General features: G+C 69.6%; 22 protein-coding genes. 10 read left to right on the top strand and 12 right to left on the bottom strand.

The window, feature by feature from the left end:
• The first annotated feature begins 173 nt into the window (after positions 1 to 173).
• A complete protein-coding gene (locus ACWDV4_RS00255; RefSeq protein ID WP_449973610.1) occupies positions 174 to 686 on the top strand; it encodes a hypothetical protein in 513 nt (170 codons plus the stop codon).
• Between the two features lie 94 nt (positions 687 to 780).
• On the top strand, positions 781 to 1611 hold the full coding sequence (locus tag ACWDV4_RS00260) for a class F sortase (protein WP_449974116.1): 831 nt from the start codon (positions 781 to 783) through the stop codon (positions 1609 to 1611).
• A gap of 41 nt (positions 1612 to 1652) precedes the next feature.
• On the opposite strand, the gene ACWDV4_RS00265 is transcribed toward ACWDV4_RS00260, so the two are convergent.
• The gene (locus ACWDV4_RS00265; RefSeq protein WP_449973611.1) at positions 1653 to 2204 is read right to left on the bottom strand and encodes an HNH endonuclease; all 552 of its coding nucleotides are present in this window, start codon (positions 2202 to 2204) and stop codon (positions 1653 to 1655) included.
• 303 nt (positions 2205 to 2507) lie between these two features.
• Here ACWDV4_RS00265 and ACWDV4_RS00270 point away from each other — a divergent pair, with 303 nt between their 5' ends.
• The 3 genes from ACWDV4_RS00270 (at position 2508) to ACWDV4_RS00280 (ending at position 5699) form a co-directional block, all read left to right on the top strand.
• Entirely contained in the window at positions 2508 to 3575 is a 1068-nt protein-coding gene (locus ACWDV4_RS00270) for a mechanosensitive ion channel family protein (protein ID WP_449973613.1), read from the top strand.
• A 254-nt stretch (positions 3576 to 3829) separates the two neighbouring features.
• Positions 3830 to 5203: an MFS transporter gene (locus ACWDV4_RS00275; RefSeq protein WP_449974117.1), complete on the top strand. Its 1374-nt coding sequence runs from the start codon at positions 3830 to 3832 to the stop codon at positions 5201 to 5203.
• Positions 5204 to 5270: 67 nt separating this feature from the next.
• Positions 5271 to 5699 carry a globin gene (locus ACWDV4_RS00280; RefSeq protein WP_449973615.1) on the top strand — a complete coding sequence of 143 codons (429 nt, stop codon included), beginning with the start codon at positions 5271 to 5273 and terminating at the stop codon, positions 5697 to 5699.
• Between the two features lie 9 nt (positions 5700 to 5708).
• Here the strand turns inward: ACWDV4_RS00280 and ACWDV4_RS00285 are convergent, their stop codons facing one another.
• From ACWDV4_RS00285 to ettA, 5 genes are all read right to left on the bottom strand, one after another.
• Positions 5709 to 5966 (bottom strand): septum formation family protein, encoded by a 258-nt coding sequence (locus ACWDV4_RS00285; RefSeq protein ID WP_449973617.1) that lies wholly within the window; start codon positions 5964 to 5966, stop codon positions 5709 to 5711.
• A 246-nt stretch (positions 5967 to 6212) separates the two neighbouring features.
• Positions 6213 to 6806, bottom strand: a complete 594-nt coding sequence (locus ACWDV4_RS00290) for a YbjN domain-containing protein (protein ID WP_449973619.1) — start codon at positions 6804 to 6806, stop codon at positions 6213 to 6215.
• A gap of 131 nt (positions 6807 to 6937) precedes the next feature.
• On the bottom strand, positions 6938 to 7711 hold the full coding sequence (locus tag ACWDV4_RS00295) for a hypothetical protein (RefSeq protein WP_449973621.1): 774 nt from the start codon (positions 7709 to 7711) through the stop codon (positions 6938 to 6940).
• A 22-nt stretch (positions 7712 to 7733) separates the two neighbouring features.
• Entirely contained in the window at positions 7734 to 8201 is a 468-nt protein-coding gene (locus ACWDV4_RS00300) for an acyl-CoA thioesterase (protein ID WP_449973622.1), read from the bottom strand.
• Entirely contained in the window at positions 8194 to 9870 is a 1677-nt protein-coding gene (ettA, locus tag ACWDV4_RS00305) for an energy-dependent translational throttle protein EttA (protein WP_449973624.1), read from the bottom strand. Before ettA ends, ACWDV4_RS00300 begins: the two co-directional genes overlap by 8 nt.
• 283 nt (positions 9871 to 10153) lie before the next feature.
• Here ettA and ACWDV4_RS00310 point away from each other — a divergent pair, with 283 nt between their 5' ends.
• Together ACWDV4_RS00310 and otsB are read left to right on the top strand one after the other, a co-directional pair.
• On the top strand, positions 10154 to 11554 hold the full coding sequence (locus ACWDV4_RS00310) for an alpha,alpha-trehalose-phosphate synthase (UDP-forming) (protein WP_449973626.1): 1401 nt from the start codon (positions 10154 to 10156) through the stop codon (positions 11552 to 11554).
• 11 nt (positions 11555 to 11565) lie between these two features.
• A complete protein-coding gene (gene otsB, locus ACWDV4_RS00315; protein ID WP_449974118.1) occupies positions 11566 to 14154 on the top strand; it encodes a trehalose-phosphatase in 2589 nt (862 codons plus the stop codon).
• Between the two features lie 130 nt (positions 14155 to 14284).
• Here the strand turns inward: otsB and ACWDV4_RS00320 are convergent, their stop codons facing one another.
• The 4 genes from ACWDV4_RS00320 to cobC form a co-directional block, all read right to left on the bottom strand.
• The gene (locus tag ACWDV4_RS00320) at positions 14285 to 15952 is read right to left on the bottom strand and encodes a glycoside hydrolase family 10 protein (protein WP_449973628.1); all 1668 of its coding nucleotides are present in this window, start codon (positions 15950 to 15952) and stop codon (positions 14285 to 14287) included.
• A gap of 98 nt (positions 15953 to 16050) precedes the next feature.
• Positions 16051 to 17298 carry a uroporphyrinogen-III C-methyltransferase gene (gene cobA, locus ACWDV4_RS00325; RefSeq protein ID WP_449974119.1) on the bottom strand — a complete coding sequence of 416 codons (1248 nt, stop codon included), beginning with the start codon at positions 17296 to 17298 and terminating at the stop codon, positions 16051 to 16053.
• A 113-nt stretch (positions 17299 to 17411) separates the two neighbouring features.
• Complete coding sequence (gene cobT, locus ACWDV4_RS00330) at positions 17412 to 18467, bottom strand: nicotinate-nucleotide--dimethylbenzimidazole phosphoribosyltransferase (protein WP_449973630.1); 1056 nt, start codon at positions 18465 to 18467, stop codon at positions 17412 to 17414.
• 3 nt (positions 18468 to 18470) lie between these two features.
• On the bottom strand, positions 18471 to 19667 hold the full coding sequence (cobC, locus tag ACWDV4_RS00335) for an Rv2231c family pyridoxal phosphate-dependent protein CobC (protein WP_449973632.1): 1197 nt from the start codon (positions 19665 to 19667) through the stop codon (positions 18471 to 18473).
• A 122-nt stretch (positions 19668 to 19789) separates the two neighbouring features.
• Here cobC and ACWDV4_RS00340 point away from each other — a divergent pair, with 122 nt between their 5' ends.
• Positions 19790 to 21952: a transglycosylase domain-containing protein gene (locus tag ACWDV4_RS00340; protein ID WP_449973634.1), complete on the top strand. Its 2163-nt coding sequence runs from the start codon at positions 19790 to 19792 to the stop codon at positions 21950 to 21952.
• A gap of 91 nt (positions 21953 to 22043) precedes the next feature.
• Here the strand turns inward: ACWDV4_RS00340 and ACWDV4_RS00345 are convergent, their stop codons facing one another.
• The gene (locus tag ACWDV4_RS00345) at positions 22044 to 22613 is read right to left on the bottom strand and encodes a GNAT family N-acetyltransferase (protein ID WP_449973635.1); all 570 of its coding nucleotides are present in this window, start codon (positions 22611 to 22613) and stop codon (positions 22044 to 22046) included.
• Positions 22614 to 22662: 49 nt separating this feature from the next.
• Positions 22663 to 24192 (bottom strand): cobyrinate a,c-diamide synthase, encoded by a 1530-nt coding sequence (locus ACWDV4_RS00350; protein WP_449973636.1) that lies wholly within the window; start codon positions 24190 to 24192, stop codon positions 22663 to 22665.
• Between the two features lie 153 nt (positions 24193 to 24345).
• Between ACWDV4_RS00350 and ACWDV4_RS00355 the strand changes: the two genes are divergently transcribed.
• Positions 24346 to 25161, top strand: a complete 816-nt coding sequence (locus ACWDV4_RS00355; protein WP_449973637.1) for an SURF1 family cytochrome oxidase biogenesis protein — start codon at positions 24346 to 24348, stop codon at positions 25159 to 25161.
• 83 nt (positions 25162 to 25244) lie between these two features.
• Positions 25245 to 26099, top strand: coding sequence for a hypothetical protein (locus ACWDV4_RS00360; RefSeq protein WP_449973638.1), 855 nt, complete (start codon positions 25245 to 25247; stop codon positions 26097 to 26099).
• Positions 26100 to 26107 lie beyond the last annotated feature (8 nt).

A 26107-nucleotide genomic window follows, 5' to 3' on the forward strand; every position in this document is an offset into this window, starting at 1 on the left:
TCAGGGAGTCGTCTCCCTTCGGGTTGTCCCGGCAATGACCGCCCGAAGGGATATACCGGACACAAGACCACGAACAGAATGCTGCCCGTGGCGTGTGTGCCCCCTGGCAGGCGGGAACGCAGGACCCGATGGGGACACGCACGCACGACCGGTCCAGGCCGGAAGGGGGAGCCATGCGGGGTCCAAGGTTCGTCGGACGCGCCTTCGCCACCGGCGCGGCCGGCGTCGCGCTCACCGGGGCACTGGTCCTACCGGGTGCCGCCGCGGCCGCTGGTAACACGTTCGTCGAGGTCACACCGAACACCGTCCAGGCCGGCGAACGGGTCAGCATCCGGGCCAACTGCGACGACGGTAACAACCGCCAGGGCAACGTGCAGTCCGACGCGTTCGGCCGGGTCATCGTACGACCGGACAACGGCTTCCTCACCGGAGCGGCGACCGTACCGAGCAGCCGCCCGCCGGGCCAGTACGGGGTGAACCTCACCTGCCAGAACGGCAATACCGCCACCACCACCCTCACCGTGGTGAACATGAGTAAGCCCAGTCAGGGCCCGGCGACCGGGGCTGGTGGCTCTGCCGGTGGGCTCAGTCCCACCGTGCTGGCCGGTGGTATCGCCGCCGTTGTCCTCGGTGCCGGACTAGCCCTCTTCGGGCTGCGGCGACGGCGCCCGGAGCTGGGTCCCTGACCCGTTCGGGACCATGGCGGATCGTCGCGTGTCGGGCAATCCTCGACGCAACCACCCGCTGCGCGCCCTCCGGCGGATCGTCGCCCAGGCCGCGGTGGCCAGCGTCACGGCGGCGAAGCCGGCCGCGGCGGCGAAGCCGGCCGCGGCTCGGCCGGCCGCCCGTACGGCGGAACCAGCCCGGCCGCCCCGGGCGGCACAGCCGGCGCGATCCCAGCAGTCCGGGCAGTCGGCGCAGTCCGCGCAGTCGGCACGGCCTGCGCGCTCAGCACCTCGCCGAGGCCGACGGGGCGGCCGTCGAGGTGGCCGTTGGCGGCTACTGCTCAGTCCGGTGACTGTGATCGTCGTGCTGATGGTCCTCATCGTCAGTGGGCTCGTCGTTGAGCGGATCACCGGTGTTCCGGTCCTGCCCAGCGGGCTGACCGCCGGGCTGCGGCCACCGCCGCGTAAGTTCCCGGTGCTTTCGGCGAGCCAGCCGGTCAGCGTGCGTAGTCAGGCGATCCAACTCGACGCACCGGTGCACACCGTCGGTCTCGCCGCGGACGGCACCATCGCGGCGCCGAGCGCGGAACGGGCCCAGGAGGCCGGCTGGTACGACCAGGGGCCCACCCCGGGACAGTACGGTCCCGCGGTGATCGTCGGACACGTCGACACCCGGACCGGGCCGGCGGTCTTCCACAACCTGGTCCGGCTCCGTCCCGGTGACCGGGTCGAAGTCGAGCGCCAGGACGGCACGGTAGCGATCTTCGAGGTCAACTCGACCAAGAGCTTCGACAAGGCCCAACTCCCGGTGGACGAGGTGTACGAGGACTTCAGCCGCCCAAATCTGCGGCTGATCACCTGTGGCGGTCGGTGGGTCGGTGGCACCACCGGGTACGCCGACAACCTGATCGTCTTCGCGTCCCTGGTCGGCTCTCGCTCGGGCTGACGACCTGGGTTGGGTCACCACCGCACCGAGCCGAACGACGGTCAGGCGGCGGGCTCTACCTCCCGTAGCTCGACCTCCCGCAGGTCCAGCCAGTCCGCCCAGCGGGGATCGGGGGTCCGGTGGCCCAGCACCCGCCAGGCGGTGCCCTTCGGGGCGGCCGGCGGGATGGGCAACCGCCAGCCCAACTCGGCCGGCGTCCGGTCGCCCTTGGTGTGATTGCACTTGGCGCAGGCCGCGACGACGTTCTCCCAGGCGTGCCGGCCACCCCGGCTGCGGGGGAAGACATGGTCGATGGTCTCCGCCGGCCCCCGACAGTAGGCGCACCGCCAGCCGTCCCGGGCGAAGATCGCTCGCCGGGAGAGGCCAACATGGGTCCGGTAGGGCACCCGGACAAACCGGGTCAATCGGACCACGGACGGCACCGGCAGTGCGTTTCGGGGACTATGCAGGACACCGTCACCGTCGGCGACACAAACCGCCTTCGCGGAGAGGACGAGGATCGCGGCTCGACGTACCGACACGACACACAGCGGCTCGTAAGTGGCATTGAGCACCAAGGCTCCGGAGCCCGCCATGGGTCGTATGTCAGGCATCGTGCTCACCCTCTCGGTCGTGGTCCCGCTTGCTCCTGTCTCACCCGTCGGGTCCGTGGCCCGCCAGGTGGCGACCGCAGCTAACGCCGGCGGATCACCGGCGTCCGTGCGCCAATAGTCCCCGATAGGTGCCGAGAATGCACGTACTAATCGAGGGTCCGGCTTGAAGCTTTTTCGCGGTGTGCCAAGATGACCGGTTCTGCACCACGCGCTGCCGGGCGGCGGCGGGTCGGGTTGCGCTCCTCAGCACCAATCGGCGGGTCGGACGTCGGCCGCCGTCACCGGTGCGGTACGAAATCATCCGTGAACCCCGCGACTCCGATCGTTGATCCGCTCCTCGTGCTGGCCGCCGAGGAAACCCCCGACCCCACCCCCAGCCAGAGCTGCCAGGACGACCTGCTGTGCGACCTGATGTGGCAGTTGACCGACTCCGCCTGGTTCGCCGAGAGCAGCTACTACATCCTGGTCAAGCCATTCCGCATCATCATGATCTTCCTGATCGCGGTGCTGGTGCGCTGGTTGCTCCACCGCACCATCTGGCGGCTGGTACGCAGCACCTCGCAAAGCGCGGTGCCGGCGGTGCTCAAGCCACTGCGGGAACGCATCCCCACCGCTGGCGGTGACCCGGGCCTGGTCTTCCCCGAACGCCGCCGGCAGCGGGCAGAGGCGATCGGCTCGGTGCTACGCAGCCTGGTCACGGCGGTGGTCTTCTCGATCGCCGTACTGCTGATCCTCAGCGAGCTGAGTTTCGACCTGGCCCCACTGCTGGCCAGTGCGGGCATCGCCGGTCTGGCGATCGGTTTCGGCGCGCAAACCCTGGTCAAGGACCTGCTCGCCGGATTGTTCATGCTGCTGGAGGACCAGTACGGAGTCGGCGACACGGTCGACCTGGGCGAGGCGACCGGCACTGTCGAGGCGGTCGGGCTGCGGATCACCACCATCCGCGACGGGCGGGGGGTGCTCTGGTACATCCGCAACGGCGAGATCATCCGGGTTGGCAACAAGAGCCAGGGCTGGGCGATGGTGGTCGTGGACATGCCGATCGGCTTCGCCAGTACGGAGGAGGCGACCGCCGTGCTGCGTACGGCGGCGGAGTCGGTGGCAGTCGACCCGGAACTGGCCACGGAGATCGTGGAGCCGCCGGAGGTGCTGGGGGTCGAGCAGATCACCGTGGACGGTGCGGTGATCCGTACCGTCGTCAAGACCACCGCCGACGGTCAGTTCTCGGTGGCACGGGAACTACGACGTCGGCTCACCGAGGCGCTGGAGAATTCCGGAATCACCGCCCGTATTGCCGCTTCCCGGATGTTCCCTCGTCCGGCGAGCCCGGCGGAGGGCGACGGTGGCACCGGTCAGGGTGGAGCCACCTGAGCTACCGGCGTGACCAGGGCGGTTGTCCGCCGATAGCGGGGTCGCGCGCCAGGTGGAGGGTCAGGTATCGTCCGTTCGTTCAGTCATTGATGCGACGCACTAGCCGTTCGCACTAGCCAGGCTGTCAGACGATCGGGCAGAATTCGGGACAGCTAATCCCGGAGCGTGACGAAGCCCTCGCTGATCCGCCACATCTGACGACGTTCCCGGCAGCTCCATCAGCAGTGGTCAGCGGCCGAGAACGATGGAGGCGCCTGGTGTCCGACGAGCGAAACGCCCACGAAGGGCCTGCCACCTTCCGTGAAGTTTTCGCCCAGTCCGAATTCCGGGCGGTCTATGCTTCCGGCGCCCTCACCTGGTTCGGCGACTACCTCACCAAGGCCGCTGTCACCCTGCTGGTCTACCAACAGACGGATTCGGTGGCAATGTCCGCCGCCGCCTTCGCCGTGAGCTTCCTGCCCTGGCTGATCGGCGGTCCGCTGCTCACCACGCTGGCCGAGCGCTACCCGTACCGCCGGGTCATGGTGGTCTGCGACCTGGCTCGGATGGCCCTGATCTCCCTGGTCGCCATCCCCGGACTGCTGCCCAGCAAGGCGATCCTGGTCGTACTCTTCGTCTCCGCCCTGGCCAACCCGCCGAGCCAGGCGGCCCGGTCGGCGCTGATGCCGACCATCCTCACCGGTGACCGACTGGTCGTCGGGCTTGGCCTGATCAGCAGCACCGGGCAGGCCGCCCAGTTCGCCGGTTACCTGGCCGGTGCGGGTATCGCCGCGATCAACCCGCATCTGGCCCTGTTCGTCAACACGCTCACCTTCGCGCTCTCCGCAGCGTTCGTCCGGTTCGGTGTGCGCCACCGGCCACCCGCGCTCAGCGCCGCCCACCGTAGCCACCTGCTACGGGAGACCGCCGAGGGATTCCGGATCGTCTTCGGCACTCCCGTACTGCGGGCCATCGCGATCCTGGTCTTCTCCTCGATGCTCTTCGCCATCGTGCCCGAGGGGCTCGCCGCCGGCTGGGCCGACGAGCAGAGCGACGGCAAGGGTGCCCCGCTCGCCCAGGCCATGATCATGGCGGCCAGCCCGGTCGGATTCATCCTCGGCGGTCTGGTGATCGGACGGGGTATCCGGCCGGAGCTGCGCCAGCGGCTGATCCGGTTCTTCGCCGTACTCTCGCCGCTGATCCTCGTACCAGCCCTGCTGAATCCGCCGGCCCCGGTGGTGGCCCTGCTGACCGCGATCACCGGCTTCTCCGTCGCCGGCCTCATGCCGGTGGCCAACGGTCTCTTCGTCCGTGCCCTCCCGCACGGCTACCGGGCTCGGGCCTTCGGGGTGATGGGCACCGGCACCCAGGTCATGCAGGGGGTGGCCGTACTCCTGACCGGCCTGCTCGCAAACCGATACTCGATCCCGCTCACCGTCGGGCTGTGGAGCCTGGCGGGTACGGCGTTGATGCTGATCACCGTCCTGAAGTGGCCGACACCGGACCGGTTCGACGCCGCCATCGCCGAGGCTCGGCGCAATGACCCGATCGAGGAGACCGGGGAACCGCACACCGCTGATCAGCCGGAGGAGACCTCTGGTCCGCCGCCCCGCCCGCCCACCTCCCAGGCCGGCGTCGGATCGATGTGAGACAGGCCGCACCTACCGTCGTACCCACGCGTCAACCCTGCCGTGGACAAGCTGGCAGGATGGAATCGTGAACCCTGCGAGTGAGCCCGCCCAGCCGCAGCCGGCAGCGACCTTCTTCGAAGCGGTCGGTGGCGAGCCGACCTTCCGTAAGCTCGTCGACGAGTTCTACGCCGGTGTCGCCACCGATCCCGTACTCCGCCCGATGTATCCGGAAGACGACCTCGGCCCGGCCAGCGATCGGATGCGACTCTTCCTGATGCAGTACTGGGGCGGCCCGAACACCTACTCGGCCCAGCGGGGTCATCCGCGACTGCGGATGCGGCATGCGCCGTTCCGGGTCGGGACGGTGGAGCGCGACGCGTGGCTGCGCCAGATGCGCCGGGCCGTGGACAGCCTCGACCTTCCCGAGGAGTACGACCACATGCTCTGGGACTACCTGGAGCGGGCCGCACACTTCATGGTCAACGTGGATCCGGCCGACGAGGCCAGCTCCTGACCCACCCCGCTAGGCCGTTCGGATCGGCAGGGCGGCGACCCCGCCGCCCTTGAGCGACCGGTTCAGCACCCGATCACCGGAGTACAGAAAACACCGGATGCCCCGGTCACCACGGGCCCATGCCTCCTCGGAGGGGGTGCGGTACGCCGTTCCTGACCGGTACGTCATCATCCCGTCGTCCGGCACCCCTACGTACCGGGCAATCACCGACCGGCAGCTGCGATGGTTCCGCCCGGGATCCCGGCCGACCTCGGCAAGATCGTTCATCGGCGGCAGACACCCGTCTGGGGAACGAACTGCTGCGCCACTGGCAGCGCACCCCAGTCATCGGTCAGGTCCCCGTCGGTGCCGGCCGGTACGCCGCACCCGGTCAGCAGCGCCACCCCCTGTGCACCTGAGAGCACCCCGACCCCGCCATCGCCGCCGCACCTCACGCCCTCCGGTCCCGGACCACGGCGCGCCGCAACATACGGGACCGGAGCGTGACGAGTAGTCCTTTTCGGATGGAGCGGGCTAGAGCAGGGCCCCCTCGTCGTGCAGCCAGTCGACAAAGGTGGAGGCCACCGCCGCACCACAGTCGAGCATCTCGACCAGCAGCGCATCGTGCGCCCCAGCGTTCAGCGGCACCTGCAACTCGGCATAGATCGGCAGCTGCCCGCGTTCGGTCGGATCGCCCACGTACGCCTTACAGAACCGGCGGGTGTGGTTCCACTCGTTGACCACCCGGTAGGCCCGATCGGCCCAGTCCGGCGGAACGGTGGCATGTGGTCGGGCCCGCACGACGAGGATCTCGTCCTCCGGCCCCTCCAGGGTGAACAGCACCGCGTGCCGCTCCCACATGGCCAACAGGTTGCCGTCGCCATCGGCCAGGTAGCGCACGTCGAGCAGGTCGAGGGCGTTACCGATCCGGTGCAACGTGACCGGGGCGATGTCGCCGGCCATGTCCTTCATCGTGGACCGCTCTGCGGGCAGGCAGTCGTGTTCGGGCTCGCGTGGTGCCGGCGGACCGACCCGTACGCTGCCGTCAGCAGTAACAGCAGAAGACCTGCTTCGACTTTCCGGCTCACCGCCACCGGTGTGACCGGGGCGCCATGACCACCACGGCATCGCTCGCGCACCTCGCTCCCCAGCGGATCCAGCCGCCTACGGTGCGTTGGATCCGAGGCACGACGGTACCCGTACAGTCGGCTTAGGGCACCCCCCTAACGGCAGCACCAAACCAGACGTACCAGCGGACATCATCCGTTCGGTGGAACTTGCACGGGTCGCATCACAAGATTGCTGACCTTGAGTGACCATGTCACTCCGTACGGTGCGGACAGGCCAACCCAGTTGCCAGCGAGCCGCACCTGCACCGGGGCATCGTCGGCCGCGCCGGCAAAATCCCGGTCGGTGGTCGGCGTGCCCGGACCGAGGAAGCCCATCCGGACGATTGCCTGCACCAGCCGCTGCGACACCTCCGCGCGGGCCGGCGGTGTCCCGTCGGCGCCTGCCTGGGTCACCACCACCGCCACGTGGTCCAACAAGGCGTCGCGTACCGCCCGCTGCCCCACCGCCCGGCCGCCGACCCCGTGCGCCTCGGCGCTGCGCAGCGTGCCGGCTGCGGCGGCGGCGATGCGCCGCAGCTCCGCACCCGGCAGCGTCTCCACCACCCGGCTGGCCGAGGGCGGCAACGGCCAGCGCCAGTCCGCGTCCCGGCGGTACGGCAGGTCGGTCCCGTTGCGTGCCAACTCGGCCAGCAGGTCCCCGGCAGCTACCGTCACGTCGCCCACCCCTGCTCCGGCCACCGTCCGACCGACCAGCACGTTCCACGGCAGTCGCGCCCAGAGAGCGGTCCGGTGGGCATCACCGGTCGACTCCGACGGCGGTACGGAACGCAGCCGTACCACCGCCGTCCGGTCCAGCCGGGTCAGCCGGGCCAGGAAGGCCCCCGCGTCCGCGACCCCGACCAGGCCGTGCCCGGCCGGGGTCGAGCCGGGCTCATCGGCGGACCGCCGCTGACCGGTCACCATCCAGCGACCCGCCCAGAGCCGATCATCGTCGACCTTCGCCGGTCGGCGGATCCAAGATCGTGTACGGCAGCAGGAACGCCCGCTCCTCGTCAGTGATCCGTCGGGGCCGTTGCAGCTTCAGGTCGAACGGTACGAGCACCGAGCGGGCCCGGCTGGCCAACACCTCGCCGTCGAAGAGTTCGTAGGCGACGGTGAAGTGGGACGCCCGGATCTCCGGGATCCACATCTCGATCCGGACGGTGGGTGCCTCTTCCGCCGTGGCCCGACCCATGGCGTAGTCCACCGGGCGTAGGTAGTCGACCTCGTGCCGCCGGATGACCACTCCATCGGCGAACGAGTCGACGCCCCACGCCCGGCCACCGGAGAACATCAACGCCACCCGGGCCTCCTCGTAGAGGGTGAGGAAGCGGGCGTTGTTGACGTGGCCGTACGCGTCGAGGTCGGACCACCGCAGCGCGCAGTGGTAGACGTACCGCTTGCCGTCAGTCACGGGTGAGCTTGCGGTAGGTGACCCGATGCGGCCGGGCGGCGTCGGCACCGAGCCGTTCGACCTTGTTCTTCTCGTACGCCTCGAAGTTGCCCTCGAACCAGAACCACTTGGCCGGGTTCTCGTCGTCGCCCTCCCAGGCCAGGATGTGCGTGGCGACCCGGTCGAGGAACATCCGGTCGTGGGAGATGACCACGGCACAGCCGGGGAACTCCAGCAGCGCGTTCTCCAGCGAGGAGAGGGTTTCGACGTCGAGGTCGTTGGTGGGCTCGTCGAGCAGGATCACGTTGCCGCCGATCTTCAACGTGAGCGCCAGGTTGAGCCGGTTGCGCTCACCGCCGGAGAGCACCTTGGTCGGCTTCTGCTGGTCCGGCCCCTTGAAGCCGAAGGCCGCCACGTACGCCCGGGACGGCATCTCGACCTTGCCGACCATCAGGTGGTCGAGCCCGTCGGAGACGACCTCCCAGACCGTCTTGTTCCCGTCCAGGCCGGACCGGTTCTGGTCGACGTACGACAGCGAGACCGTCTCACCGATCTTGACGCTGCCGTCGGTCGGCTGCTCCAGTCCGACGATGGTCTTGAACAGGGTGGTCTTACCGACGCCGTTGGGGCCGATGATGCCGACGATGCCGTTACGCGGCAGCGAGAAGCTCAGGTTGTCGATCAGGATCCGGTCACCGAAGCCCTTGGTCAGGCCGTGCGCCTCGATGACGGTGTTGCCCAGGCGTGGACCCGGCGGGATCTGGATCTCCTCGAAGTCCAGCTTGCGGGTCTTCTCCGCCTCGCTGGCCATCTCCTCGTAGCGGTCCAGCCGGGCCTTGGACTTGGTCTGCCGGGCCTTGGCGTTGGACCGGACCCACTCCAGTTCCTCGGATAGCCGCTTCTTCATCTTGGCGTCCCGACGGCCCTCGACGGCCAGCCGGGCGGCCTTCTTCTCCAGGTAGGTGGAGTAGTTGCCCTCGTAGCCGACGGCGCGGCCCCGGTCCAGTTCGAGGATCCAGCCGGCCACGTTGTCCAGGAAGTACCGGTCGTGGGTGATGGCGATGACGGTGCCGGCGTACTTGGCCAGGTGCTGCTCCAGCCACTGCACGCTCTCCGCGTCCAAGTGGTTGGTGGGCTCGTCGAGCAGCAGCAGGTCGGGGGCCTCCAGCAGCAGCTTGCACAGCGCCACCCGGCGCCGCTCGCCACCGGAGAGCTGGGTGACGTCGGCGTCCGGCGCGGGGCAGCGCAGCGCGTCCATCGCGAGTTCGAGCTTGGAGTCGATGTCCCACGCGTCGGCGTGGTCCAGTTCCTCCTGGAGCTTGCCCATCTCCTCCATCAGCTCGTCGGAGTAGTCGGTGGCCATCTGTTCGGCGATCTTGTTGAACCGGTCCAGCTTGGCCTTGGTCTCCGCGACCGCCTCCTCGATGTTGCCGAGGACGGTCTTGCTGTCGTTCAGCGGCGGCTCCTGGGCGAGCAGGCCGACCGTGTAGCCGGGCATCAGGCGCGCCTCGCCGTTACTCGGCCGGTCCAGCCCCGCCATGATCTTGAGAAGGCTGGACTTACCAGCGCCGTTCGGACCGACCACGCCGATCTTGGCTCCGGGCAGGAAGCTCAGCGTCACATTGTCCAGCACGACCTTGTCGCCGTGCGCCTTGCGCGCCTTTTCCAGGACGTAGATGTACTGGGCCACGGTGCGGCCTACCTCCAGAGTTAACGAGATTCAGTGGGCGGTGTGGTGCGCCACGCAAGTCACAAATGGCGGCTGATGCCGCGCACGCCATCCTCAATCCTGACAGGTTCTGCCCCGTCCGCCCACATCACCCCGGTCGAACGTCCCGAGCCAGGCCCTTGTTATCAAGATCACCAAGCGGTTTCACCAAGGGGCTCGGTGGGGCAGTGAGAGGGCCACGGGGCGCGGCTACGCTCAGTACGCTCATGCGGTGAACCCGTAACCACCCGGAGGTGTTCGGATCGTGACGGTACGTAGCTCGTTCGTGGTCGTGGCCAACCGCTTACCGGTTGACGAGGTGACCACGCCCGAGGGACGACAGTGGCGCCGAAGTCCGGGGGGTCTGGTCACCGCACTCCACCCGGTGCTGGTGGCCCACCAGGGCACCTGGGTCGGCTGGGCCGGCGGGGTCGGCGCGGCACCGGAGCCGTTCGAGTTGGACGGCATCGGACTGCACCCGGTTCCGCTCAGCGCCGAGGAGTTGGAGCGCTACTACGAGGGGCAGTCCAACGCCACGATCTGGCCGCTCTACCACGACGCGGTCGAGACCCCCGCCTACAAGCGCCGCTGGCGCGAGGCGTACCGGCTGGTCAACGCCCGATTCGCGGAGGCCGCCGCGGACGTCGCGGCCGAGGGCGCCACGGTGTGGGTGCAGGACTACCAGCTTCAGCTCGTCCCGGCGATGCTTCGGGAACTCCGCCCCGACCTGCGCATCGGCTTCTTCCTGCACATCCCGTTCCCGCCGATCGAGCTGTTCATGCAGATGCCGCTGCGCGCCGAGGTGCTGCGCGGCCTGCTCGGCGCGGACCTGGTCGGCTTCCAGCAGCGACTGGCGGCGCAGAACTTCGTCCGGCTGGCCCGGCACCTGCTCGGGCTGCGCTACGCGGGCCAGATGATCCAGGTCGACGGCCGCCAGGTGAAGGCCGGCGCCTTTCCGATCTCGATCGACGTGGCCGAGATGGAGCGGATGGCCGCCGACCCGGCGGTGCAGGCCCGGGCCAAGCAGATCCGGGCCGAATTGGGTGACCCGAAGACCGTCATCCTCGGCGTGGACCGGCTGGACTACACCAAGGGCATCGAGCTTCGCCTTAAAGCATTCCGGGAGCTGTTGTCTGACAAAAAGTTGACAGTTCCCGAGACGGTTATGGTGCAAGTCGCCACACCCAGCCGCGAGCGGGTCGAGCACTACCAGGCACTTCGGGTCAAGGTAGAGCGCGAAGTTGGTCGGATTAATGGCGAATTTGGGCGTGTCGGCGTGCCGGCCGTCCATTATCTCCACCAGTCGTACAGTCGCAGTGAACTGGCCGCGCTCTACTGTGCGGCCGACGTGATGATGGTGACCCCACTGCGAGACGGAATGAATCTGGTGGCCAAGGAGTACGTCGCATCGCGCGCCGACACTGGCGGCGCGCTCGTGCTCAGCGAGTTTGCCGGCGCCGCGACCGAGCTGCGTCAGGCTTTTCTCTGTAACCCGCACGACCCCGACGGTGTGAAGGACGCCCTGCTGCGTGCCGTACACGTCGACAAGGTCGAGGCCAAGCGCCGTATGCGGATCATGCAGCGTCATCTGCGGACCCACGACGTGGGGCAGTGGGCGCGGTCCTTCCTCAAGGAGCTGGGCGTGCCCGACAAGGAGGCGGCGTGAAGACAGCCGTCCTGGACGGCGCACCGCCGGCCGCCGAGGCCATCGACCCCGCGCTGCGGGCCGCCGTTGGCCGGATCGCTCGGGTGCCCCTGCTACTGATCGCCTGCGACTACGACGGCACACTGGCACCGATCGTGGAAGACCCGACCAAGGCGGTACCGCTGCCGGAATCGGTCGCTGCCATCCGGGCCCTCGCGGCACTGCCGCAAACCACCGTCGCGGTCGTCTCCGGGCGCGCGCTCCGCGACCTCGCGGCCCTCTCCCGGCTGCCCAGCGAGGTCCACCTCGTGGGTAGCCACGGGTCGGAATTCGACATCGGCTTCGTGGAGCGGCTCTCCCCCGAACTGCTGGAGGTACGTACCCGGCTTCGCAACGAGCTGCGCACCATCGTCGCCGACCAGACCGGTGTACGGCTGGAGCGGAAACCGGCCAGCATCGCCGTACACACCCGGGGGGCGGACCCGCAGACCCGGGCTGCGGTCGTGACGGCGGTGCTCGACGGCCCAGCCACCTGGCCGGACGTAACGGTGACCCAGGGCAAGGAGGTCATCGAACTCTCGGTGGTCGCCACCCACAAGGGGACCGCGGTCGACCAGCTCCGCACCCAGATGTCGGCCAGCGCCGTCCTGTTCATCGGCGACGACGTCACCGACGAGAACGCCTTCGGCAACCTGCACGGCCCGGACGTCGGTATCAAGATCGGTCCGGGCGAGACCAAGGCGGGTTACCGGGTCAACGAGCCGATCGAGGCCGCCCGGGTGCTCGGTCTGCTGCTGGAGACCCGGCGGCACTGGCTCTTCGGCGAGCGGGCGGTACCAATCGAGCGGCACTCGATGCTGGCCAACGGCCGTACCGTCGCTCTGGTCACTCCCGAAGCCAAGCTCACCTGGCTCTGCCACCCCAAGCCGGACTCGTCGGCGATCTTCGCCGACCTGGTCGGCGGCAGTCCGGCCGGGCACTTCAGCATCGCACCGGAGCGCGGCGGCCTGCCCCTGGGCCAGCGCTATCGGGCCGGCACGATGACCGTCGAGACCCGCTGGTCCGGGTTGACCGTCACCGACTGGCTGGACCGACCCTCCAGCGACGAGGTACCGGCCGGCAACGCGGTGATCAGCGGTGACTCGACCCTGATCCGGGTCCTCACCGGCTCCGGCCGGGTGCAGTTGGAGTTCGCCCCCCGACCCGAGTTCGGCCAGGTGGCGGTGCAGTTGCAGCCGCTGGGCGACGGGTTGCTGGTGCTCGGCTCCAACGAGCCGGTTTCGCTCTACTCCCCGGGCGTGACCTGGAACGTGGTGGCGGACGGTGGCTACGAGACGGCTCGGGCCCTGGTCGATCTCTCCGCCGCAGGTGGTTCGATCACCGTGGAGCTACGGTTCGGCTCGCACAGTCTGGAGCATCACCGGACCCCGGTGCACGAGCGTCAGCTCGCCGCCGAGCGTCCCTGGCAGGACTGGGTGGCCCAGCTACGGCTGCCCACCACCGCCCGGGACATGGTCGCCCGTAGTGCCCTCACCCTGCGCGGGCTGTGCCACGAGGCCACCGGCTCCATCCTCGCCGCCGCGACCACGTCGCTGCCCGAGGAGCTGGGCGGGGTACGCAACTGGGACTACCGCTACTGCTGGCTGCGAGACGCGGCGATGACCGCTCGCGCGCTGGTGGATTTGGGCTCGATCGTCGAGGCGGAAGCCTTCCTGCGCTGGGTAGACGGCTGCATCGAACGCACCGGCGGGCACCCGGAACGGCTGCACCCGCTCTACACGGTCGACGGCTACGAGTTGGGTGCCGAGGCGGTCATCGACACCCTCCCCGGCTATGCCGGCTCCCGGCCGGTCCGGGTCGGCAACCTGGCCAACCACCAGCTCCAGCTCGACGTCTTCGGCCCGATCGCCGACCTGCTGGCAGCCGTGGCCGACCTGCGCGGCTCGGTACGGGACTCCGAGTGGCGAGTGCTGGAGAACATGGTCGAGGCGGTCAGCCGCCGGTGGCACGAGCCCGACCACGGCCTCTGGGAAGCTCGTCTGCCTCCCCGGCACCACGTCTACTCCAAGGTGATGTGTTGGATGACGGTGGACCGGGCGCTGCACATGGTCCGCCAGCACGGTGACGGCGACCGGCCGGACTGGGTCGAGCTGCGGGACCGGATCGGGCACAACGTGCTCGAGTACGGCTGGCACGAGGGTGCCGGGGCCTACAGCGTGGCGTACGGCGATGAGGAGATGGACGCCTCCTCGCTCTGGATCGGCCTCTCCGGGCTGCTGCCGGACGACGATCCCCGGTTCCTGGCCACCGTCCTCAAGATCGAGGCGGATCTGCGCAGCGGACCGGTCGTCTACCGCTACCACTGGGACGACGGGCTGCCGGGCCGGGAGGGCGGGTTCCACATCTGCACCGCCTGGCTGATCGAGGCGTACCTTCGTACCGGCCGGCGCTCGGACGCCGAGGAACTGTTCCGGCAGATGGTCGACACCGCCGGGCCGACCGGGCTGCTCCCTGAGCAGTACGACCCGCTCGCCGAGCGGGGCCTGGGCAATCACCCGCAGGCCTACAGCCACCTCGGTCTGATCCGCTGCGCCCTACTGCTGGACAACCTGGTCAAGTAGTCGGCCAACCCACCAGGACAGTTGTTGATCATGAAGTTATCGCCACGCGTACCGGCGTGACGCGGGCGATAACTTCATGATCAGCTAGCTCGGGGGTGGGTCGGGGCGTGGCTAGGTTGCTGTCGCCGGATCAGTTGGTCGTCACGGCGGTGGCCGGGGCGCTCTCGTGGTGCAGCCGGGACACGGCGGTCACCAGGTAGGTCGCCGTACCGACCGGCGGCGGCGCGGTGTCCACGAAACGCTGCGTGCCGCTGCCCGCCCGGGGCAGGGCGACCAGGTTCCGAGCCGCCTCGATGCCGCAGCCAGCCCCGTCCGCCCGGTAGATCGCGTAGTACGCCGGGGTCGTACCACCGCTGGGAGCGGTCCAGGTCAGCTCGACCCCGGCGCTGGTCCGGGTGGCGGTCAACCGCACCGGTACGCCGGGAGCCGTACCGCCGAGCCGGGTGTTCACCGGCACCAGCGCCGGATACCGGTAGAAGTCGGTACGCAGCCGGTCGGCGAAGCCGAGCGGGTTGGCCAGCAGCTCCTCGATCGAGTAGTAGATGTCGCCGGACACCTGGTGGCTCCGGTTGAGCACCAGGTGGCGGGGCATCTCCTCGGAGTCGCCCCAGGAGTTGATCCGGTACGCCGCCTGACCGATGTAGAGCTGCACGTTCGTGCCCGCCACCACATTCGACCACCAGGGCATCAACACCTCGTACGCCGCTGCGGCGAAGCCGGTGTTCCAGTAGAGCTGCGGGGCGATGTAGTCCACCCAGCCCTGCTTGACCCACTTGCGGCTGTCCGCGTAGATCGCGTCGTAGGACTGGAGTCCCGAGGTGGCCGAGCCGAGCGGATCGGTGGACTGGTTGCGCCAGATCCCGAACGGCGAGATGCCGAAGCGTACGTGCGACTTGGCCTGCCGGATCCGGGTGCCGACCTCCTGCACCAGCGTGTCGACGTTGGACCGCCGCCAGTCGGCGAGCGATCGGCCGGCACCGTAGGCGGCGTACTCGGCCGCGTCGTCGAAGGTCTGCCCGCTGACCGGGTACGGGTAGAAGTAGTCGTCGAAGTGCACGCCGTCGAGGTCGTACCGGGTGACCGCGTCCATGATCGCGTTGACCGTGTGCTGCCGGGCGGCCGGCACCCCGGGGTTGTAGAAGAGCTTCCCGTCGTAGCGCTCCACCCAGGTCGGGTTACGCCGGGCCGGATGCGTGGCGACCAGTTTCGTCACATCCCCCTGGGTGCTCACCCGATAGGGGTTGAACCAGCCGTGCAGTTCCAGGTTGCGGGCGTGCGCCTCGGTCACGGCGAAGGCGAGCGGGTCGTAGCCGGGGTTGCCGCCCTGGGTGCCGGTCAGGTACTGCGACCAGGGCTCCAGGGTGGATGGCCAGAACGCGTCGGCCGCCGGCCGGATCTGGAGGAACACCGCGTTGAGCCGCAGGCCCTGTGCCCGATCGAGCAGGGTACGCAGCTCCGCCTGCTGCGCGGCGGCGGACAGTCCACTCTGGGACGGCCAGTTGATGTTGGCCACCGAGGCGATCCAGGCGGCCCGTAGCTGCCGTTTGGGCAGCTCCCCCACCGGACAACCATCCTCGACAGTGGCCTGCGCCGCCGACCCCGGCGCGAGGACGGCTCCAGCGGATTGGGCCGTGGTGGCCTCGGCGCGGGCGGTGGCCTCGGTGGGGGCGGTGGCCTCGGTGGGGGCGGTGGCCTCGGCGGAGTGCGGGGTTGCCCCACCGACCGTCGCCACGGCGGCGAGCACCGCCATCGCTGCCGTGACGACCAATCGTCGCCCGGGTAGGAAACTTCGTGCCATCAGGACACCTCCGGTCCGGCAGTACCTGGACAGGCCGGCCGGAGCCGCCCCAGATTGGCGACAAGTTTCGCGCAAGCCTATTTAAATGTAAAGATGCTTCACGCGGTCGAATCGGCTCCCAGCACTGTCACCACCTCGCCGATCACCACCACGGCCGGCGGGCGAAGGCCCGCGTCGCGTACCGCGTCGGCCACCTCGCCGAGCGTGGAGCGCAACACTCGCTGCGCGCCGGTCGTACCCTCCTGCACGACCGCCGCCGGCGTGCTCGGCGCTCGCCCGTGTGCCCGCAGCGTCGCGGTGATCGCGGCCAGGTTCTTCAACCCCATCAGTACGACCAGCGTGCCCCGCAGTCGGGCCAGTGCCGCCCAGTCGACCAGGGAGGCCGGGTCGTCGGGTGGGAGGTGACCGGAGACCACGGTGAACTCGTGCGCCACCCCCCGATGGGTCACCGGGATCCCGGCGACCGCCGGGGCGGCGATCGAACTGGTCACCCCGGGTACGACGGTCACCGGCACGCCGGCCGCCGCGCAGGCCAGCAGCTCCTCCCCGCCCCGACCGAAGACGTACGGGTCACCGCCCTTGAGCCGGACCACGAACGAACCGGCCTTCGCCCGCTCCACCAGAATCCGGTTGATCTCCTCCTGCGTGCGGGCCGGACCGTACGGGATCTTCGACGCGTCGACCAGCTCGACGTCGGATCGCAGCTCGTCGAGGAGCAGTCCCGGCACCAGCCGGTCGGCGACCACGACGTCCGCCTCGGTGAGCAGCCGCCAGCCCTTGACAGTGATCAGCTCCGGGTCGCCCGGTCCGGCGCCGACGAGGGCCACCCGCCCCGCTTTGCTGTTAGGAAGGGCCCCTTCCAAGGCAGAATCCGATAACAAGGGGCCCTTCCTAACAGCAAGGAACCCGCGGATCGCGTCGCGTACCGCCATCGACCGGCGCGGGTCGCCGCCGCCCAGCACCGCCACGGTCACCGGGCCGTGCCGGGTCACCGCCGGGGTCCACGCGGTCGCCGCGTCCCGGTCGTCGGCGCGTACGCAGAACACCCGCCGTCGGGCCGCCGCCGCGCTGACCGCCTCGGCGGCGACCGGATCGTCGATCGCCACCTGCACCAGCCAGACCCCGTCCACATCGGTGTCCTCGAACCGGCGCTGCGCCCAGTCCAGTCGGCCAGCATCGACGTGGGCCCGCAGTGCCGGGGTCAGCTCCGGGGCGACCAGGAGCACCTGCGCCCCGGCGTCCAGCAGAGCCGGCACCCGACGGGTCGCCACCGCTCCCCCGCCCACCACCAGCACCCGCTGGCCAGCCAGGCGCAACCCCAACGGATAGGGACTGCCGCTCGACAGCCGACGACCGGTCTCGCTCGACGACTCGCGACCCTCATGGCTCAACGGCTGGCGGCCCTCATCGCTCGACGACTCGCGGCCCTCATCGCTCGGCGGCTGGCGACCCTCGTCGTTCACTTCTCGGTCACTCCCGCCGAATCGAAGGTGGCCACCTCGTGCAGCACCCGTACCGCCGAGGCGACGACCGGATAGGCGAGCAGCGCCCCGGTCCCCTCGCCCAGCCGCAACCCCAGGTCGATCAGCGGTTCCAGGCCCAGCCGGGCCAGCGCCACGCTCGCCCCCGGCTCGACCGAACGGTGACCGGCGATCATCGCGCCGACCGCGTCGGGCGCGAACGCCGCCGCGGCCAGCGCTGCCGAGACCCCGATGACACCGTCCAGCAGCACCGGCCGCTGCCGGGCCGCCGCGCCGAGGATGAATCCGGTCAGCGCCGCGTGTTCCAGCCCGCCGACCGCCGCAAGTACGCCGAGCGGGTCCGTCGGTTCCGGAGTGTGCCGGTCCAGCGCCGCCCGCACCACCGCCACCTTCCGGGTGTACGTCGGATCGTCCACTCCGGTGCCCCGGCCGGTCACCTCCGCTGGGTCAGTCTCGGTGAAGGCGGCGATCAGAGCGGCGGCCGGGGTGGTGTTCGCGATGCCCATGTCCCCGGTGAGCAGCAGGTCCGCCCCGGCGTCGACCAGGTCCCCGGCGACCTGGATACCCACCTCGACGGCGGTCCGGGCCTCGTCCCGGGTCAGCGCTTGCTGTTGGCTCAGATCGCGGGTACCGGCGCGTACCTTCGCCGCCACCAAATCCGGATGGTCCTGCTCCGGCAACGCGGTCGCCACCCCCACGTCGACGACGGTGACCGAGGCACCCATCTGTCGGGCAAACGCGTTCACCACCGCCCCGCCGGCCAGGAAGTTGCTGACCATCTGTGCGGTAACCTCCTGCGGCCAGGGGGTCACGCCCTGGGCATGCACCCCGTGGTCGCCAGCGAAGACCGCCACTGCGGCGGATACCGGCAGCGGCGGCGGGCAGGTCCCGGCCAGCCCGGCGAGCCGTACGGACAGCTCCTCCAGGGCACCCAGCGAACCGGCCGGTTTGGTCAACCGGCCATGCAGTGCGCGGGCGGTCGCCATCGCCTCCTCGTCGAGCGGACGGATCGCCGCCAGGGTGGTTGTCAGCATCAGTCAGACCTCCAGGATGTTCGCCAACGCGTCGACGAACGCGTCAGTGGTGGCAGTGTCCCGTACCGCCACCCGAAGCCAGTCCGGGCCCAGGCCAGGGAAGGTGTCGCCGCGTCGTACCGCGTAGCCGCGTTCCCGCAGCGCCAGTCGGACGGCGGCGGCACCGGCGAGGCGTACCAGGACGAAGGCGCTGGCCGGCGTGCCTGCGACCTGGACGCCGGGAAGCGCAGCCAGCCGGGCTACCAGGTGGGCGCGGTCCTCGGCGAGCCGGGCGGCGATCTCGCGTTCGGCGGCGACCGCGTGCGGGGTCGCGCAGGCGGTGGCGGCGGCCAGCGCCGGGGTGGAGACCGCCCACAACGGCTGTACGGCGGCCAGCCGGGCGAGCAGGTCGGCCGGGCCGAGCAGGTAGCCGATCCGTAGTCCGGCCAGTCCCCAGGTTTTGGTGAGACTGCGTACCACCACCAGGCCCGGTACGTCCCGCCGGGCGGCCAGCGACTCGGGCTCGCCTAGTACGCCTGGCGCGATGGTGGTGTCGGCGAACGCCTCGTCGACGACGAGGACCCGACCCGGTCGGGCGAGGGTGGTGAGCACCTCGGCCGGGTGCAGTACCGAGGTCGGGTTGGTGGGGTTGCCCACGAAGACGAGATCGGCGTCGGCCGGCACCAGGGTGGGGTCCAGCCGGAAGCCGGTCTCCGCCGGCAGCAGGACCCGTTCGATCCGGTGGCCGGCGGCACGCAGTGCGGCCTCGGGCTCGGTGAACTGCGGGTGCACCACCACCGGCCGACGGACGCCGCGCAGCGCCTGGGCCAGCAGGACGAACCCCTCAGCGGCCCCCGAGGTGAGCAACACCTCGTCGGCGGGTCGCCGATGCCGGGCGGCAACCGCAGCCCGAGCCGGGGTCGGATCGGGGTAGGCCGCCAGCTCGTCCAGGGCGGCGGTGATCGGCTCGCGGAGCCACGCCGGCATCTCGTCCCGGCGTACGTTCACCGCCAGGTCGACCAGGCCCGGCGTCGCCTCGACGTCCCCGTGGTGGCCAAGGTCCTCATGCTGGCCAAGGTCCTCATGTTGGCCGCCATGCTCCTGCTGCTGGCCAAGGTCCTCATGCTGGCCGGGGTCCTCGCGCTGGCCAGGGTCCTCGCGCTGGCCAGGGTCCTCGTCGATGGTTGCCGCGGTCGGGGGCGGGTATGGCTGCGCGTACATGCTGGCGATCCTGCTCGGTACGCCGGCCGGCCCACACGACCGGGTCCCGAACAGCCAGATTTCATGAGAAAGTTTCGCGAATCTTTGTCAGACCAAATGGGTGTATGTCATAGCTTGATGGGGTGAAAAAGTCTCCGTTTTCCGCCATGGGGCGGCTCACTCCGCTACTCCGCGCCGGGCTCATCGCCGGTGTCGTCGTCGCCGTCGCGGCCTACCCGCTGGTAGCCATCGTCGGCCTCACCACCAAGGCCGGCGCCGACGCCATCGAGATCAAGACCAGCGCGTTGCAGGACTCGGCACCGGCACAGACCACGTACGTCTACGCGTCGGACAACAAGACCCTACTCACGGCCTTCTATGAGGAGCATCGGAAGTACACCCGGCTTGAGGACATGTCACCGAACATCCAGCAGGCGATCGTGGCATCCGAGGACTCCCGCTTCTACAAGCACAACGGGGTCGACCCCAAGGGTGCGCTGCGGGCCTTCGTCGCCAACCAGCAGGCCGGTGGGGTGTCCCAGGGCGCATCGACGCTGACCATGCAGTACGTCCGGATGGCTTCCCGGGACAACGCCAAGTCCCCGATCGAGGTGCAACAGGCCACCGAGCAGACCGCGGTCCGCAAGGTCCGCGAAATGCGGTTGGCTCTCGACCTGGAGAAGCAGCTGACCAAGGAAGAAATTCTGGAGCGCTACCTCAACTCGGCCTACTTCGGGCACCGGGCGTACGGCATCTTCGCCGCCTCCGAGATCTTCTTCTCGAAGACCCCCAAGCAGCTGACCCCGGTCGAGGCGGCCACCCTCGCGGGGCTGGTCAAGTCCCCCTCCGAGTACGACCCGGCCAGCTCCGACCAGAAGGCCGCGACCGACCGCCGCAACTACGTCATCTCCCGGATGCGGGACATGGGTTACCTCTCACCGGAGGCCGCCACCGCGGCACAGGCCGAACCCATCAAGCTGAAGTTGACCGACCCGCCCAACGACTGCACCGCGCTGCCGAAGGAGTACAACAGCTGGGGCTTCTTCTGCGACTACCTGAAGAACTGGTGGAGCGCCCAGCCGGCGTTCGGCGACAACCCGCTGGAGCGGATCGACAAGCTCCGCCGGGGCGGCTATCGGATCGTCACCAGCATCGACCCGAAGATCCAGGAGATCGCCGACCGGCAGGTGCAGTCCCGGGAAGCCATCGGCAGTCCGTTCGCCCATGGCCTGGTCGTCGTCGAGCCCGGCACCGGCCGGGTCAAGGCGATGTCGGTGAACCGGACCTATTCGCTGGACCTGAGCAAGAACTCACCCCACTCCAACCCGGCGCTGCGGGAAAGAATGAAGGGCAACTATCCCAACACCGTGGCCCCGCTGCTCGGCGGCGGCACCGTACCCGGCTACCAGGCGGGTTCGACGTTCAAGATGTTCACCATGTTGGCCGCGCTGGACGCCGGGATGCCCCTGTCGACCTCGTTCAACTCCCCGCACCGCTTCACCACCATCTATCCCGATGGCAGCGGTGGCCCGACCGACTGCGGCGGATTCTGGTGCCCGTCCAACGCCAGCGGCGCGATGACCGGTACCCACGCCATGTGGTCCGGGTTCGGTAAGTCGGTCAACACCTACTTCGTACAGCTTGAACAGAAGGTGGGGGCCGACCAGGTGGTCCGGCTGGCTGAACGGCTCGGCCTGCGCTGGCGTACCGAGGTGGACCGCCGGCAGGCCTCGATCGACCGGGCCAAGATGTGGGGTGCGTTCACCCTCGGCGTCTCCGACGCCACCCCGTTGGAGATGGCCAACGCCTACGCGGCGATCGCCGCCGACGGGCAGTACTGCGACGCGCTGCCGGTGCTGTCGATCACCAATCCCAACGGTTCACCCGCGATGTACAAGACCGCTTCCGGCCTGGAACGGGAAGCAGCGAAACCCCGCTGCCGTCAGGAGGTCAGTGCCGACGCTGCCCGTGCCGCCACCGACGCGGCCCGCTGCCCGACCGGCGACACTCCGGCTCGGGGTTCCTGCGGCGGCTGGTCGACGGCCGACAGCGTACGGGGAACGGTGGGACGTCCGGTGGCCGGCAAGACCGGTACCACCGACAGCACCCGGTCGGCCTGGTTCGTCGGCTACACCCCGGAGTTGGCGGCGGCGAGCTTCATCGCCGATCCGGACAACCCGTTCAACGCCGTGGGTGACGGACAATCCAACAAACCCGTCGATAGCGCTGCCTTCACCTTGAAAGACGCGCTAAAGGACAAACCAGTCCGCCAGTTCACCCCACCATCCGACGCCATCGTCCGCTGAGAGGTGTTAGGAAGGGCCCCTTGCTATACAAAAAGCGATAGCAAGGGGCCCTTCCTAACACCTGAACACCCCTCTGCACACCGCGGACCGCTCAGCGCAGGTCGGCCGCCACGAAGGACCAGACCTCCAGGTCGACCCGGCCGCCCTGGGCATAGCCCGCGTTACGCAGCAGCCCCTCGTACGTAAAGCCGGCCTTCTCGGCCACCCGCCGGGATGCGGTGTTGCCCGGAGCCACCCGCAACTCCACCCGCTGGAACCCGTGCTCCAGGATCAGCGCGATGGCCAAGGCGTCGACCGCTTCGGCCGCGATCCCGAAGCCTCGCGCCTCCGGGGCGATGGCGTACGACACCTCGGTGACCCGGCCGCCCCAGTCGGTGCGTTTGGTCCAGAGGCACCCGACCAACTGCTCATCCTCGCGCCGGACCACTCCGTAGTGGTCGCCGCTACCGCTGTCCCGGCGTTCCTGGGCCATTTCGGTGCACCAGGAGAGAGCGTCGATCTGGCCGGACTCCTCGGGCAACGGCAGCCATCGCTGGGTCTGCTTGTCGGCGAAGATCTCGCCGACCGTGACCGCGTCAGTCGCCCCGAGCGGGCGTACGTGCGCCCGGGGCGTCGACACGGTCAGGGTGGGAAAACGTCGTACCGCCACGTGCCCGCTCACATCATCACCGCACCACGCTCGTCGATCACCATCGTCGTGCCGTACCTGTTCACGCCGTCACCTGACCAACCGGGTCGCCCACCGGGGCAGCCACCGGCGCGACCACCGAGGCCGGCACGACCGGCGACAGTGGGACGACCGTCCCCGGGACGGCACCGGGCCGAAGGGGATGCGGCTCGGGCAGCCGCGTCGCGGCGGTGACGAGCCGCTGGGCAATCCCGGGTACGCCCGCCCAGTGCAGAATCAGTTGGGACGCGTGCACTCCGCGCCACACGAATCCCTCCGGGGCACCGCCATTCCACGTCCAGGCGGGGGTGTGCCCTGCGCGAGGCTGGAGCACCCCGGCATGCTGCTTGTAGCCGACCAGCCGGGTACCGAGTTCCGCCACCGGTGTGCTCGCCCGGGCCGTCGCCTCGCGGTAGCCGACCACCAGCTGAGCAGTACTCGTCCCGCTAGCCTCGAGCAGCCCGCACATCGGCCGCCCGTCGAACTCCCGGGCCAGCCACAACGCACCTGCCCCCTCGGCGAGCACCGGCCGGCCGGAGCGAGCGAAATCGGCTACGGCACCGCACAGTCGCCGGTTCGCCGACAACTCCTCGGCGTACGACTCGGGCAGGCCACCGCCGACGACCAGCGCGGCCGCCCCCGCCGGCAGTGTCTCGTCGCGCAACGGATCGACGATGCGTACCTCCGCGCCGGCGGCGACGAGCAGTTCAACGGTCTCCGAGTAGGAGTAGCTCACTGTAGGGCCGCCGGCTACTGCCACCACCGGCCGAGGCACCCCCAGCCCAGGCAACACGACCGGAGCGGTCGACATCCCTGGAGCAGCCGGTGCCGCCGGAGCAGTCGGCTCGGGGGACCATGCCGCAACGGGTACGCGCGGCGCGGAACGGGCCAGGGTGAGTAGTCGGTCGAGGTCCACTGCCTCGGCGATCGCCTCGCCCAGCCGGCGGACCCCCCGGTACGCCTCGACGCTGCCGTGGGCCACCGGAACGATCCCGTGTTCCCGCGTGGGCAGCACGTGGGACAGGTCCTGCCGGCGAAGTACCCCGAAGACGGGTACGCCGATGTCGTCGAGCGCCTCCCGGAGCAACTGCTCGTGCCGGTCGGAGGCGACCCGGTTGAGGATGACTCCCCCGAGCCACACCAACTCGTCGTAGGCACGGAACCCGTGTACCAGCGCCGCCACCGACTGGCCCATCGTCGCGGCGTCGACCACCAGCACCACCGGTGTCCGCAGCGCGGCGCAGATGGCGGCGGTCGAGTCGATCTCCGGTTGCTCGACGACGCTGTCGAACAGGCCCATGGTGCCTTCGACAACAGCCAGATCGACATTCGCGGCACCGTGTACGAACAGAGGTGCGATCCGCTGAGCGCCGACGAGCCGAGGGTCGAGGTTACGGCCGGGACGTCCGGCGGCCAGGCCCAGGTAGGCGGCGTCGGTCTGATCCGGGCCGACCTTGAAACCGGCGGTGGTCAGCCCCCGGGCCGCATACGCCGCGAGCAGCCCAACGGCGACGGCGGTCTTGCCGTGCCCGGACGACGGGGCACTGACCGCCAGGCGGGGAACGGCGGTCATGGTCGGCTCCTGGGGGACAGGGCCCGGGACGGGCTGATTCGGTCTCGAACGGACAACGGGGTCACGCGCGACGATACCCCGTGCACCCGGCCGCCGGTCGATGCCGATCCGGCCCGAGCGTAGTGGCTCCCGCCACCCGGGTAACCTCGTCACGTGTACCGGTTCCTGCTCACGCCACGCTGGCTGGGCATCCTTGCCCTGACTCTGGTCGCGGCCACGGTGATGGTCCTGCTCGGCAACTGGCAGTTGAGCCGCTACCAGACGCGCTCGGCGATCAACGACCAGATCGACGCGGCCACCCACCAGACTCCGACCCCGCTGACCGAGACACTCCCCGGACCGGGAAGTGCCCCCGGTACGACTGGCCAGGCACCGCAGAAGGCCACGGAGTGGGGCCGGGTCACGGTCACCGGGCGGTACGACAGTGACAACACGATCCTGGTCCGGGGCCGTACGGTGAACAGCCGGGTCGGCTTCGAGGTGGTAACCCCCCTGGTCCTGGCCGATGGCTCGGCGGTGTTGGTAAACCGGGGTTGGGTTCCACCGGCCAGCGGTGACGCCATGGCCCAACCGGAGGTCCCGGCCGCGCCGACTGGTCAGGTGACCGTCGTCGGGCGGGTACACATGTCGGAGAGTCGGCCCGACACGCCACAACGACGCAACGGCTACATCGAGACCCGGCGGATCGCGGTGCCCCGGCTCACCGCCGAACTGCCCTATTCGACCTACGGTGCCTACCTGCTGCTCGACGAGCAGGATCCACCGGCAGACCCGGTCTTCTCGGCCATTCCGATCAAGCACGAGAACAACTGGCAGAACGCCGGCTACGTCATCCAGTGGTGGCTGTTCGCACTGATGACCCTCGTGGGCTTCGGCTGGCTGGCGCGCCGCGAGGCCCATGGCCCTCCTGATCGCAGTACGGCAACCGAGGACCGGCTCGGCGAGCCAACGCCAACGTCCCCGGCCTGAGCCCACTCCTCGACATTGCGCATCGGTACGTTTCGCCCGCCACGGTAAGGTGCCGTCGTGATCGAGCAGAGGGAGGTAACCCGGTGAGCGTGGATCCGACGGCTCCCATCCCCGGACCGGGGATGCCGGAGCAGTCTCCGTCACCAGTCGACCCGCCGGCCATGCCAGCACCAGCTTCGTTGCCCGCGCCCCCACCCAGCCCAGCATCGCCCTCGTTCTCGGTGCCCCCGGCTCCACCGTTTCCGGCGGCCCCGCCGATCCCGGAGCAGCCGGCACCCCCCACCCAGCCGATCCCGGTGCAGTCGGCACCCCCCACCCAGCCGATCCCGGTGCAGTCGGCACCCCCCACCCAAGGAATTCCGGTGCAGTCGTACTCGCCGGAGCAGCCCACCGGTTACCCGGTGCCCGCGCCATTGGGCGGCCAGCCCGGCGGATACCCGGTCAGTGGACCGCCTGGCGCGTACTCGGTGAGTGGACCCCCTGGTGCGTACCCGGTGAGTGGGCAGCCGGACGCGTACCCGGCGGGTGGGCCGCCGGGGCCGTTCCCGCCCAGTGTGCCGGCGGTCTTCGCGGCCGGAGCCCCGGGACCGGTGGTAGCGCAGATCGGCGAGATCATGGTGGTGCCGCCGATGGTCCGCACCCCGGCGGGGGACATCCCGCTGGCCGGATCGTCGTGGCACATCCAGGACCACTGGCAGATCGAGCAGAAGATCCCGACCTGGGCGATCGTCTGTGCGATCGTCGGCTTCTGCATCCTGACCGTCTTCAGCCTGCTGTTCCTGCTGGCCAAGGAGACCATCTACCGGGGCACCGTGCAGGTGACGGTGGCCAACGCCGGGCGGCAGTACGTGGCCCGGATCCCGGTCACGGACCAGACCCAGGTGCACCACCTCAACAACCAGATCAACTACGTACGGTCGCTGGCTGCGGCCAACTGAGGCTGAGC

The organism is Micromonospora sp. NPDC003197, assembly GCF_053590565.1.